The 12416-nt window shown below is 72.8% G+C and carries 13 protein-coding genes; 9 read left to right on the top strand and 4 right to left on the bottom strand.

What is annotated here, in order from left to right; translation table 11 throughout:
- Position 1 precedes the first annotated feature (1 nt).
- Together QUG93_RS14525 and QUG93_RS14530 are read left to right on the top strand one after the other, a co-directional pair.
- Positions 2-667, top strand: coding sequence for a hypothetical protein (locus QUG93_RS14525; protein ID WP_289475009.1), 666 nt, complete (start codon positions 2-4; stop codon positions 665-667).
- 124 nt (positions 668-791) lie between these two features.
- Positions 792-1472: a peroxiredoxin-like family protein gene (locus tag QUG93_RS14530; RefSeq protein WP_289475011.1), complete on the top strand. Its 681-nt coding sequence runs from the start codon at positions 792-794 to the stop codon at positions 1470-1472.
- Positions 1473-1656: 184 nt separating this feature from the next.
- Here the strand turns inward: QUG93_RS14530 and QUG93_RS14535 are convergent, their stop codons facing one another.
- Positions 1657-2211, bottom strand: coding sequence for a TetR/AcrR family transcriptional regulator (locus QUG93_RS14535; RefSeq protein WP_289475013.1), 555 nt, complete (start codon positions 2209-2211; stop codon positions 1657-1659).
- A gap of 38 nt (positions 2212-2249) precedes the next feature.
- Between QUG93_RS14535 and QUG93_RS14540 the strand changes: the two genes are divergently transcribed.
- From QUG93_RS14540 to QUG93_RS14560, 5 genes are all read left to right on the top strand, one after another.
- Positions 2250-3392 carry an MFS transporter gene (locus tag QUG93_RS14540; protein ID WP_289475016.1) on the top strand — a complete coding sequence of 381 codons (1143 nt, stop codon included), beginning with the start codon at positions 2250-2252 and terminating at the stop codon, positions 3390-3392.
- 10 nt (positions 3393-3402) lie between these two features.
- Positions 3403-4710, top strand: a complete 1308-nt coding sequence (locus QUG93_RS14545; protein WP_289475019.1) for a sensor histidine kinase — start codon at positions 3403-3405, stop codon at positions 4708-4710.
- Entirely contained in the window at positions 4692-5420 is a 729-nt protein-coding gene (locus QUG93_RS14550) for a response regulator (RefSeq protein WP_289475022.1), read from the top strand. The genes QUG93_RS14545 and QUG93_RS14550 overlap by 19 nt, the downstream gene beginning before the upstream one ends.
- Before the next feature lie 250 nt (positions 5421-5670).
- A complete protein-coding gene (locus QUG93_RS14555; protein ID WP_289475023.1) occupies positions 5671-6552 on the top strand; it encodes an ABC transporter ATP-binding protein in 882 nt (293 codons plus the stop codon).
- The gene (locus QUG93_RS14560; RefSeq protein WP_289475026.1) at positions 6549-7625 is read left to right on the top strand and encodes an ABC transporter permease; all 1077 of its coding nucleotides are present in this window, start codon (positions 6549-6551) and stop codon (positions 7623-7625) included. Before QUG93_RS14555 ends, QUG93_RS14560 begins: the two co-directional genes overlap by 4 nt.
- Positions 7626-7940: 315 nt before the next feature.
- Here the strand turns inward: QUG93_RS14560 and QUG93_RS14565 are convergent, their stop codons facing one another.
- Positions 7941-9005 (bottom strand): YeiH family protein, encoded by a 1065-nt coding sequence (locus QUG93_RS14565; RefSeq protein ID WP_289475029.1) that lies wholly within the window; start codon positions 9003-9005, stop codon positions 7941-7943.
- A 192-nt stretch (positions 9006-9197) separates the two neighbouring features.
- Between QUG93_RS14565 and QUG93_RS14570 the strand changes: the two genes are divergently transcribed.
- A complete protein-coding gene (locus QUG93_RS14570; protein WP_289475031.1) occupies positions 9198-9539 on the top strand; it encodes a hypothetical protein in 342 nt (113 codons plus the stop codon).
- A gap of 106 nt (positions 9540-9645) precedes the next feature.
- On the opposite strand, the gene QUG93_RS14575 is transcribed toward QUG93_RS14570, so the two are convergent.
- Positions 9646-10503, bottom strand: a complete 858-nt coding sequence (locus tag QUG93_RS14575; protein ID WP_289475033.1) for an ABC transporter permease subunit — start codon at positions 10501-10503, stop codon at positions 9646-9648.
- Positions 10500-11420 carry an ABC transporter ATP-binding protein gene (locus QUG93_RS14580; protein WP_289475035.1) on the bottom strand — a complete coding sequence of 307 codons (921 nt, stop codon included), beginning with the start codon at positions 11418-11420 and terminating at the stop codon, positions 10500-10502. Before QUG93_RS14580 ends, QUG93_RS14575 begins: the two co-directional genes overlap by 4 nt.
- 226 nt (positions 11421-11646) lie before the next feature.
- Here QUG93_RS14580 and QUG93_RS14585 point away from each other — a divergent pair, with 226 nt between their 5' ends.
- Positions 11647-12105 (top strand): DUF4383 domain-containing protein, encoded by a 459-nt coding sequence (locus tag QUG93_RS14585; protein ID WP_289475037.1) that lies wholly within the window; start codon positions 11647-11649, stop codon positions 12103-12105.
- The last annotated feature ends 311 nt before the right edge of the window (positions 12106-12416 follow it).

The raw sequence follows: 12416 nt of genomic DNA on the forward strand, positions 1-12416 counted from the left end.
CATGCGATCGATCCGTGCCCTCATCGCAACCGTCGTCTGTACCTGGCTCCTGTCCGGGTGCACGGCAGGAGGAGACCGCATGCCCGTCGACGCCGCAGGGCTGACGCAGGAAGATGTGGCGCGGATGTCGCTCCACGAGGAGTTCGATCGGTACCACGAGCACTACGAGCGGATGCAGCAGGTGCTCGCTGCCGCACAACGTCGAGTGCACGACGGCAAGTGGCGGTGGGTCGGCGGCGACCGCGTCCCGGGAATCGGCGGTGACGGCGTCACCCCGTTGGTCGGTTCGACCACCGAGAACAGCTACGATCTGCGCACATCACGCGTCTGGTCCTCCTCGGACGCTGGCAACGATCGTCGTGAATTGCGACCGATGATCGACTACTTCGAGGACCAGGGCTGGCCGTGGCGAGAGCGCACGCTCGGGAAGAACCACGACGTGTGGGCGATCACCGATGACGGGTGGCACATCCAGTACCTCGTCGTCGACAACGGCAACCATGCCCTCACGGCCTACAGCGAACTCTTCTGGACCAACGACGGACTCGAGTTGACCGAAGCGGTCGGCGGCCGCAACGACGAGGAGTACCCCGAAGAGTCCCTCCCCGGCGAGTACCCGCCGTTCCCGAAGTGGAGCGACCCCATCATCCGACCGCCCAAGATCTGAGCGCGGATCACGCTCGGCCGCCCGGATGACGCTCCGTGACGACGACCGTTCCCCCGCCGAGGAGACGTGCCTACGCTCCACGCACCGGCCCACCCGCCGGCGTCCCGGACCCGAGGAGACCGACGTGACCGACGTGACCGACCAGACCATCGCCCGCCAGGTGGACGACTTCAACCAGGGCTTCACCGCCCAGATCGGCCCGGAGCTGTCCGCGGTCTTCGACGGCGAGCAGGCCGACCTGCGCGCGGCCGGCGTGCCCGACGGCGTCGTCCGCGCGGGCGAGGCCGCCCCGGACGCCCGGCTGGTGACCCCGACCGGCGAGGAGACGTCGCTCAGCGCGGTCCGCGGCGACGCCCCGACCGTCGTCGTCTTCTACCGCGGCGCCTGGTGCCCCTACTGCAACATCACCCTGCGCACGTACCAGCAGGAGCTCCTTCCCGCGCTGCAGGAGCGCGGCGTGCAGCTCGTCGCCGTGTCGCCGCAGACGCCGGAGGGTGCCGAGCAGTCGATCGCGAACGGCGAGCTCGCCTTCCCCGTGCTGACCGACCCCGAGAACGTGCTCGCGGCCCGCTTCGGCATCGTCACGGAGCCGAGCGCTGCCGCTCGTGGAGCGCACACGCAGCTCGGCTTCGACGTCGCCGACAGCAACGCGGACGACACCGCGGCGATCCCGTTCCCGTCGGTGTTCGTGATCGACGAGGCGGGCACGGTCCGGTTCGCGGACGTGCACGTCGACTACACGACCCGGACCGAGGTCGACGAGGTGCTCGCAGCGGTCGACCAGCTGCTCGTCACCGCCGGCTGACCGACCGGGGACGACGCGACGCTCGGCACGGCTCGAAGCCGTCGCCCGTCCCGCAGTCGATCCGCACCGAGGAGTGCCCGGCGGGTGATCGCGGTCGCGCCGGGTCGGGTCGGCACGTGCTCATCGTGGCGTCCTCGACGGCCGTCGCGGCTGCGGACCTGCCGGGTCCGGGCAGCGGGAACGCTTAGGGAAGGAGCGCCTCGGCGATCCCCCGGGCGACGGCGGAGTCGGCAGCGGGATCGCGGAGTCGCATCGCGAGGGACCCGGACACGACGAGCAGCAGCTGCGCGGCGAGCGCCGGCGCACCGTCGCCGACGAGCGGGCGGGCGGTCTCGGTGAGCCGGTGCCGGAGCGTGGCCGTCTCACGGTCGAGCACCGAACGGAGGTCCTCGGGAGCGTCGACGTACTCGGCCGCCGTGCCGAGGAACGCGCACCAGCGGGAGCCCGTCGGGGTGGAGCGGTAGGCGTCGAGTGCGTCGAAGACGGCGAGCAACCGGCCGCGGTCGTCCGACGCCCGGGCGACTGCACGGTCCCACGTCGCGACCCAGTCGTCGTGGCGGCGGTCGAGGGCCGCGGCGACCAGGGCTTCCTTGCTCGGGTACCCGCGGTAGAGCGTCGCCGACGACACCCCGGCCCGCTCGAGCACCGCGTCGATCGGCGTGGCCGCGATGCCCCGGGTGAAGAAGAGCTCCTCGGCGGCGTCGAGCACGCGCTGCTCGGTTGCTGGACGCATGGCCATGCCGCCAGCCTAGGGTCGCAGAAGTGAAACGATCGTTTTTGTTTCCGGACCGCCTCCTGGTCGTGGCCGGCCTCGGCCTGATCGCTGCGACCTACGGCCTGGTCCGGCTGGCCTACGGCCTGTTCCTGCCCGACGTGCAGCACGACCTCGGCTTCGGCGCCGACGCCGGTGGGGCCGTGTCGGCGGGGGCGTCGGTCCTGTACTGCGTCGGCGCCGTCGTCGGGTTCCTGCTCGCGGCACGGGCGGCCAGGTGGCTGGTCCTCGCTGCCGCCGTCAGCGGCGGTGTCGGCGCGCTCGTGATGGCCGCGGCGCCCACGACCGCGGTCTTCGGCGCCGCCGCCGTCGCCGCCTCGGCAGGAGCCGGCCTGGCGTCACCGGCGATGGTGCAGCTCGTGGCCGTGCGCGTCGCCCCGGACCGACGGGAGCGCGCACAGGCGGTCGTGAACTCGGGAACCGGACCGGGCCTGGTCGCCGCCGGGGTCCTCGCCCTCCTGCTGCTGCCGGACTGGCGCACGGCGTGGACGGTGGCAGGAGCGGTCACGCTGGCGATCGACGTCCTGCTGGTCGTCGCCGCGGGCCGTCCCGAGCGCACGTCGGCCCCGGCCCTGCCCGGACGGTCGTGGTTCACCGCGCAGACCACACCGGTCGTGGTCGCCCTGCTCTTCGGTGCGGGGTCGGCCGTCGTCTGGACGTACGGCCGCTCGGTCCTCGTCGACGCCGGGGTACCGACGACCCTGACGATCGTGGCCTGGACGGCGCTCGGCGCCGGGGGCGCGGCGGTCGCCGTGACCGCGCGGTGGACGAGCACGATGTCGCCCGCCCGCCAGTGGGTGCTGACGACCGCCGTGGCCGCGGTGGCGGTGCTCGTGCTCGGGCTGCTACCGGGCCTGGTCGCGGTGTCGCTCGCGGCGTGCGCCCTGTTCGGCTGGGGGTACACCGCGGCGACCGGCGCGCTGATCGCGTGGACCGGAGCGGTCGACCCCGGACACGCGGCCGCGGGCACCTCGGTGCTGTTCGTCGTCCTCGTCGCCGGGCAGGCCCTGGGTGCGGCGGTCGCCGGCGTGCTCGTCGGCTCGCTCGGGTCGGCCGGGACGTTCGTCGCCGCGGCCGTGCTCGTCGCGGTGGCGTCGGGCGTGCCGCTCCGGGCGAAGGACCTGCGGACGGCGTCGACCACCCGCTAGCGTGGACCGCATGGGGCGGACGACGGAGGAGTGGTCGAGGCTGCCCGTCGGGCCGCGCGAGCACCGGCAGGACCTGCTGCTCGCACTCGTCCTCGGGCTCGGTCTCGCGGTCACCACGACGCTCTACGGCGCTGCCGGTGTGTACGGCGACGACCAGGCCGCGTGGTGGGTCTCCGCGCTCATGGTGGTGGCGAACGCGGGACCGCTCGCCTTCCGCCGACGCTGGCCGATGACCGTCGCCGTCGTGGCGGCGCTCGCGTTCGCCGCGACGCAGCTGCTCCACGTGCCCGAGATCATCCTGGTCAACTTCACGCTGTTCATCGCGCTCTACACGGTCGGCGCCTGGTGCTCCGACCGGGTGCGCGCCGAGGCCGTGCGGTGGGTGGTGATCGGCGGGATGTTCGCGTGGCTCTTCCTCGCGATCTCGTTCGGGTGGTCGGTGCCGAGCGCCCTGCCGAACGACGACGACGCGATCATCCCGCCGTACATCGCGTACTCGCTCGTCAACATCCTCATCAACGTCCTGTACTTCGGCGGCGCCTGGTACGCCGGCAACCGCGCGTGGGCGGCCGCGCTGGCCAAGCACGAGCTGGCCGAGCGCACCGCGGAGCTCGCCGCCGAGCGGGAGCGCACCGCGGCGCAGGCCGTCACGCTGGAGCGCGTCCGCATCGCCCGCGAACTGCACGACGTCGTCGCGCACCACGTCTCGCTGATGGGGGTGCAGGCCGGCGCCGCCCGCCGCGTCGTCGACCGCGATCCGGCACAGGCCACCGCGTCGCTCGGGGTCGTCGAGGACAGTGCCCGCACGGCGGTCGAGGAACTCCGGCGGATGCTCGGCACCCTGCGCGAGGACGACCACGGGACGGACGGCACCGGCACGAGCCAGCGGGTCGGCGCGAGCGCCGGCAGGGCGGGCACCGCGCCGAGCACCGCCGGACTCGGCCGGATGCCCGAGCTCGTCGACGCCGTCCGCACCGCCGGTCACGACGCCGACTACACCGTGGTCGGTGACGAGCGGGCCGTCCCACCGACCGTGGGCGCCGTGGCGTTCCGGATCGCGCAGGAGGCCGTCACGAACGTCGTCAAGCACGCCGGGCCCACCGCGCGGGCGGACCTGCGGCTGCGGTACCTCGACGACGGCATCGAGGTCGAGGTCGCCGACGACGGGCACGGCGCGCGGGCGGCCCGCGACACCAGCGGCAGCGGCCTCGGCCACGTCGGCATGCGGGAGCGGGTCGACGCCGTGGGCGGCCGCATCGAGATCGGGCCGCGGGCCCGAGGAGGGTACCTGGTGCGGGCATGGCTGCCGACGACCTGACGATCGTGCTCGCGGACGACCAGGACCTGGTCCGCGCGGGCTTCCGCGTCATCCTCGAGTCCGAGCCCGGCTTCCGCGTGGTCGGCGAGGCCCCTGACGGCGCAGCAGCGGTCGACGCGGTGGTCGCGACGAGACCGGACGTCGTCTGCCTCGACGTCCAGATGCCCGGTGTCGACGGACTCGAAGCAGCACGGCGGATCGCGGCACTGCCGGACCCGCCGGCCGTCCTGGTCCTCACCACCTTCGACGACGACGACGCGCTGTTCCAGGCACTCGAGGCCGGTGCGAGCGGGTTCCTGCTCAAGAACGCCTCCCCCGAACGGCTGATCGACGCGGTCCGGACCGTCGCCGCCGGGGACGCCCTGCTCGCCCCGGACGTGACCCGTCGGGTGATCAGCCGCGCGACCGCCCCGCACGGCCCCACCTGCCCGGGCCACGGCGCCGACGAGGTCGGCTCGGACGGAACGAGCCCCGACGACGCCGGCGCCGGCGCCGCAGCGATCGCCGACGTCGGCCTGACCGAGCGCGAGACCGAGGTGCTCCGCCTGCTCGCGCGGGGCCGCAGCAACGCCGAGATCGCCCGCGACCTCTTCGTCGGCGAGGCGACGGTGAAGACGCACGTGTCGAACGTCCTGCAGAAGACCGGCGTGCGCGACCGGATCCAGGCGGTCGTCTGGGCCTTCGAGCACGGCGTCGCCGCCGGGGGCTGACCAGCCCGGGCACCGCCGAGACCCCTGTGCCGCGGCACGAGCACGCGCGCCGCCGGGACACGCGCGCCGCCGAGCAGGTGCGCCGCGGCGCACGCACGCCGCCGCCCCACGCACGCCGGTGCACGCGGGCTCCCCCGCGCGGTGGAGACGACCACCTGCCAGGTCCCGCCTTCCGCCGGAGGTGGGCCGTGCCTCCCGGCCCGTAGCGTCGAGACGTCGGCGAGGACCGCCGACGGAAGGGGAACGGACGATGCTCACCATCGAAGGCGTGACGAAGCACTTCGGCGACCGCCGGGTGCTCGACGACGTGGGGTTCACGGTCGGCAGCGGGCGACTCACGGGGTTCGTCGGCGGCAACGGCGCCGGCAAGACGACCACCATGCGGATCCTCCCCGGCGTGCTGCAGGCCGATGCCGGGCGCGTGTCGATCGACGACACCGAGGTCGGGCCGGCCGACCGGCGCCGCTTCGGGTACATGCCCGAGGAGCGCGGACTCTACCCGAAGATGCCCGTCGCCGAGCAGGTCACCTACCTCGCCCGCCTGCACGGCGTCGACAAGCGGACCGCAGGGCAGCGCACCGCCGCCCTGCTCGAACGACTCGACCTGGCGCAGCACGCCGACGACGCCGTCGAGAAGCTGTCGCTCGGCAACCAGCAGCGCGTGCAGGTCGCCGCAGCGCTCGTCCACGACCCCGAGGTCCTGGTGCTCGACGAGCCGTTCTCGGGCCTCGACCCGATGGCCGTCGACGTCGTGCTCGGGGTCCTCCGCGAACACGCCGCGAAGGGTGTCCCGGTCCTGTTCTCGAGCCACCAGCTCGACGTCGTCGAACGCCTCTGCGACGACGTGGTCGTGATCGCCGACGGCACCATCCGGGCCGCCGGGCCGCAGGAGGAACTGCGACGGAGCGCCGGTCGGGCCGCGTGGGAGCTGCTGGTCGACGGTGACGTGGCCTGGCTCCGTGACGAGCCCGGCGTGGCCGTCCGCGAGTTCGACGGGGGCTACGCCGTGTTCGAGGCCGACGACGTCACCGCGCAGCGCGTCCTGCAGCGCGCCGTCCAGCACGGCACCGTGGGGTCCTTCGCGCCCCGCGTGCCCCGGCTCAGCGAGGTCTTCCGGGAGGTCGTCCGATGACCAGCCACTTCGTCGACGCCGTCCGGCTCGTCACCGTCCGCGAGATCCAGGCACGCGTCCGCAGCAAGGCCTTCATCATCTCGGCCGCGATCCTGGTGCTGGCCGTCGTGGCCTCCGTCGTCATCGCGGGCATCGTCGGCAAGGCCACCGCGGACGACACCACGCCCGTCGCGGTCGTCGACGGCGTCTCGTTGCAGTCCGCCCAGGGGTTGGACGTGACACCGACGGAGACCGTCGCGCAGGCCGAGCGCCTGGTGCGCAACGGCGACGTCGACGCCGCGATCGTGCCGTCCGACGACACCCTCGGCTTCGCGGTCGTCGGGCTCGAGGACGCCCCGACCGACGTCGTCGACGCCCTCAGCGTCTCCCCGGAGGTGGAGCTCCTGCGGCCCGGCACCCTGTCGGCCGGCCTGGTGTCCGCGATCGGCATCCTGTTCGGTGTCGTGTTCTTCACCTCGGCGGTCACGTTCGGCTCGTCGATCGCGCAGAGCGTGGTCGAGGAGAAGTCCACCCGCGTGGTCGAGATCCTGATGGCGGCGATCCCGGCCCGGGCGCTGCTCGCGGGCAAGGTGCTCGGCAGCAGCATCATGGCGTTCGCACAGATCATCGCGATCGCGATCGCCGGCGCCGTGGCACTGGCCGTGACCGGGCAGACGAACTTCTTCTCGATGCTCGGGCCGAGCGTGCTCTGGTTCGTCGGTTTCTTCGCCGTGGGGTTCGTGCTCATCGCCGCGCTGTTCGCCGCGTCGGCCGTGCTCGTCTCCCGCCAGGAGGACGTCGGCAGCGTCACGATGCCCGTGATGCTCCTCGTGATGATCCCGTACGTCCTGATCGTCTCGGCGGCGGACAACGAGACGATCGTGGGGATCATGTCCTACGTGCCGTTCAGCGCACCGATCGGCATGCCGATGCGGATCTTCCTCGGGACCGCCGAGTGGTGGGAGCCGATCCTGTCGCTGCTGATCGTCGCCGCATCGGTGGTCGTCGTGGTCGCGGTGGGCGCGCGGATCTACGAGAACGCGCTGCTCCGGACCGGCGGTCGCGTGAAGCTGACGGAGGCGCTGCGCGGCTGACGCCGCAGCCGGCAGACCGCCGGACGGCAGACCGCCGGACGGCAGACCGCCGGACGGCAGACCGCCGGACGGGCGCGCACCGCTCAGCGGCGACGCGGAGCGTTGCGCGGGGCGCGCCGACCGAGCCTGCGAGGGAGGACGGTGCCGACTGGCACCGTGCCTCCCGTCCGTCGTGGGGTCGCCTCGGGCGTGGGGCGCACGTCGGTGGAGCAGGAATCGTCGGGTCGCCTCGTCCCACCCGACGATTCCTGCTCCACCGACGGCGGTGCGGAACGGGCGGCGGCGCGGACCGAGCGGCGGCGCGGGCGCGGACCGTCAGAGCTGGCCGAAGGCCGCCTGCACCCCGAGGCTCGTCGCCGCGACGAGCACCCACAGCGCGATGCCGAGCAGCATCGGGCGGAACCCCGCACGGCGCAACGCCGCGAAGTCGGTGGAGACTCCGACCGCGGCCAGCGCCACGGTGATGAGGAACGTCGCCGCCGCGGAGAACCCCGGCGCTGCGGCGGCAGGCAGGACCCCGGTGGTCCGGAGCAGCACCACGACGAGGAAGCCGACCAGGAACCACGGGACCAACCGGAGCACGCGGACGCCCCCGGCGCGGCGCGGCCCGTCGGCGGGGTCCGGCTGCGCGCGGGCGGTGCGCCGTGCCTCCAGACCGGCCAGCCCGACGACGATCGGGATGATCATCAGCGTCCGCACGAGCTTCACGACGACCGCGGTGTCGGTCGCCTGGCGGCCGTAGATCGTCGCGGTCGCGACCACCGACGAGGTGTCGTTCACGGCGGTGCCGGCGAAGACGCCGAACGCGTGCTGCGACAGGCCGAGCGCATGGCCGACGAGCGGGAAGACGAAGACGGCCGCGATGTTGCAGAGGAAGATCGTCGACAGGGCGTACGCGACCTCGGCGCTGGCAGCACCGACCACGGGGGTGACGGCGGCGATCGCCGAGGCGCCGCAGATGCCGGTCCCGACGCCGATCAGCGTGCGGAGCGTGCTCGACACCCGCAGCAGTCGGCCGATCCCCCACGCCGCGACCAGGCAGACGACGAGGGTGGTGACCATCACGGGGAGGGTCTCGCCGCCGATGCGCAGGACCTCGGCGATCGACAGCTGTGCTCCGAGCAGCACGACGGCCGCCTGCAGGACCCGGCTCGAGGCGAACTTCACGCCCGGCTGGAGCCCACCGAGGTCGGCCGTCCCGTGGTCCTGCTGCCGACGACGCCGCACGAGCCACCCGACGAGCGCGCCGAGCACCACAGCCGGCACCGGGCCGCCGAGCACCGGGACCGCCCGTCCGATCAGGGTCGCGGCGACGCCGATCACGACGGCGAGGGCGACGCCGGGCAGGGCAGCGGTGATCGCCGGGCGGGACAGGGGCATGCGGACCAGCATCCCACCGGCGCGGGTGGTCAGGAGCCCGCGCTGCCCGGACGTTCGTCCCCCGACCGCGTCCTCGCCTGGAAGCGCCCCTCGCTTCGGCGTACCATCCAGGCGGAAGCAAGGGCGGTTCCGAACACCTCCCGAGCGCCGACCTCACGGGCCGGTCGAGTCAGACACAGATCAGAGCACGCCGTGACCGAACACCTCATCGAGTACGTCGCCCGCGACCGGACGGGCATCACCGCCGTCGTCACCACGACCGGCGTCGTCGACGTCGACACCGTCATCGACCACATCCACGCGGGGCACGCCGGCTACTACGTCGCCGCCGACTCGTGGAAGCGCACGCCGGTCAGGAGCATGTCGTTCATCGGCGGCTCGTACCTCTTCGCCAACTGGGACGGCACGAAGCGGAACATGCTGCACGACCTGGCGTTCCGGATGCCGTCGCGCGCCGTGCAGGTGGTCGACCGGCAGCCCCGCCAGGGGCGACTGGGCCGCGCCCTGCGCGCCCTGTTCACGCGGCCGATCTGAACCCGCCGGCTCGGGACGGGTGCATCCGTGACGCACCACGCGACGGACGGGAGGCCCGGTGCCAGCTGGCACCGGGCCTCCCGTCCGTCGTCGGTCGGTGGTGTCCTCAGACGTCGCGCTTCTTGACCATCGCCAGGGCGATCACGCCCACGGCGACGACCCACGCAGCCAGGACGCCGAAGCCGGCCCACCCGTCCAGGACGACGCCCTCGGTCTGCGCGGTGCCGGAGGACTCGTACGTGTAGAGCTGGCCGCCGGCCTGGTCGGGCAGGAAGCGCGACACGTCGAGCAGCCACTGCTGGTCCACCAGGCTGGCGACGAGCTGCAGGACGATCGGCAGCACGAGCAGCACGCCGAGCGCGATCGCGATGCCGCCGGCGCTGGAGCGCACGAGCAGCCCGATGCCGAAGGCGAGCAGCGCGATGAGCGTCACGAAGAGCGACGACCCGAGGATCGGCATGAAGACCGAGGGGTCGGCGAGGTCGGCGTGCACGCCCTTGTCCGCCTGGAACACCGACACGAGCACGACGCCGATCCACGTGGCGACCGCGCTGACGAGGAACGTGGCGACAGCGAGCACGACGGCCTTGGCCAGGACCGCCCCGGTGCGGCGCGGGTCGGCGGTGAAGGTGGACCGGATCTGACCGGTGCCGTACTCGCCGGTGATGATGAGCACGCCGAGCACGGCGGCCACCAGCACGGTGAAGCCGACCGACGAGGTGCTGAGCAGGACGATCTGCCGGTTCGCGACCTCCTGCGTCACCTCCGCGCCCTCGGGCAACCCCATCACCGGCGCGTTGAGGCCGATCAGGGCGGCGAGACCGACCGTCAGCGCGACGATGATGGCGTAGCACCACCACGTCGAGCGGATGCTGCGGAACTTGATCCACTCGCTGCGGACGAGCCGGCCGGCGCCGAGTCCGACGCGACCGGGCACGGCGGCGGTGGTCGTCGCGTGGCTCATCGGGTGACCTCCGCCTGGTACTCGACCTCGTCCTTCGTGAGGGCCATGTACGCCTCCTCGAGGCTCGCACCCATCGGGGTGAGTTCGTGGAGCACGGCGCCGGTCTGCGCCGCGATCGTGCCGATGTGCTGCGCGTCGGGGCCGACGACCACGAAGGCGCCGTCCTCGCGCGGGGTGACCGAGGACGCGGCCGAGCCGACCGCGCCGAACAGCTGGTCCGGGTGCGGGGTGCGGACGAGGGTGCGTGCTCCGCCGCCCTGACCACTGCCCGCGACGAACTCGGCGATCGGGGCGTCGGCGAGCACCTTGCCACGGCCGAGCACGACGACGCGGTCAGCGGTCTGCGCCATCTCGCTCATCAGGTGGCTGGACAGGAACACCGTGCGCCCCTCGGACGCCAGGTGCCGGGCGAGCTGACGCACCCACACGACGCCGTCCGGGTCGAGGCCGTTCACCGGCTCGTCGAGGATCAGCGTCCTCGGGTCGCCGAGCAGCGCTGCTGCGATGCCGAGTCGCTGTCCCATGCCGAGCGAGAACCCGCCGACGCGCTTCTTCGCGACCGACTCGAGCCCGGTGAGCTCGATGACGGTGTGCACCCGCGACTTCGGGATGCCGTGCGTCGCGGCGAGCGACAGCAGGTGGTTGTACGCGCTGCGCCCCGAGTGGACGGCCTTCGCCTCGAGCAGGGCTCCGACCTGGTGGAGCGGGTCACGGAACGAGCGGTACTCCTGCCCGTTCACCCGGACGCTCCCGGACGAGGGCCTGTCGAGGCCCATGATCATCCGCATCGTCGTGGACTTCCCGGCACCGTTCGGCCCGAGGAAGCCGGTCACGACGCCCGGCCGGACGACGAAGGAGACGTCGTCCACGGCGGTCTTGGCGCCGTAGCGCTTGGACAGATGCTCGATCTCGATCACGGCGTCCACGCTACGGCGGTGGTCCCGCCCGGCGCGTCCCCCCTGCGGTGGAGACCGGGAGTCATCCCTGGGGAGGACGCCGCATTGCGCAACAAGCTGGACAACTTCCTCCACATCGGAGCAAACCGGCTGAGCGGCTGCTACGAAGGACCTGAGAGACGGCGCCACCACCACCGCGCGGTGGCACGGGAACGTCGTCACGCAACACATTCGGAAGGACTGCACCATGACCAGCAACGCAGCTACACGCACCACCGGTTACGGCTCGACGCTGACGCAGAAGGGCGCCCTCCTGTTCGGGGTCGTCTTCCTGATCGTCGGCATCGCGGGCTTCATCCCGGGCCTCACGATGGACATGGGGACCATGTCGTTCGCCGGCAACAGCTCGATGGCGATGCTCCTCGGCCTCTTCCAGGTCTCGGCGCTCCACAACATCGTGCACCTGCTCTTCGGCATCGTCGGCCTGCTCGCCGCACGCACCGCCGGTGGGTCCCGCTCCTACCTGCTCATCGGCGGCATCATCTACGCCGTCCTGTTCGTCTTCGGCCTGTTCGTCGCGAACATGGCGAACGCTGCGAACTTCGTCCCGCTGAACAGCGCCGACAACGTGCTGCACGCGTTCCTCGCCGTCGCGATGATCGTGCTCGGACTGCTCCTCCCCCGCGCCGGCCGCGCCACGCGCTGACCGTCGCCGACGGGTCGTCCGGTGCTGGACGGCTCGTCACACGAGCGGTGACCGATCCGGATCAGGGGTCACCGGACGCCCCCGTCGCAGCAGCGGCGGGGGCGTCGTCGTGTCCGGGCGCGACGCTTCGAGCGACGCGGCCGGCCGCGGCCGCGCAGGGGTCCGCGGCCGCGCAGGGTCCGCGGCCGCGCGGGGTCGACGCGCATCGGCGTCGGGTTGCGGGAGGACTCCGCCCGACCAGGAACACCACCGGTCCCCGCGCGGTTGGCTCGACGGGTGGCCGACGGCCGGTCACCGCAGACGAAAGGTGC

It is taken from the genome of Curtobacterium caseinilyticum, assembly GCF_030363035.1.
Classification (GTDB): domain Bacteria; phylum Actinomycetota; class Actinomycetes; order Actinomycetales; family Microbacteriaceae; genus Curtobacterium; species Curtobacterium caseinilyticum.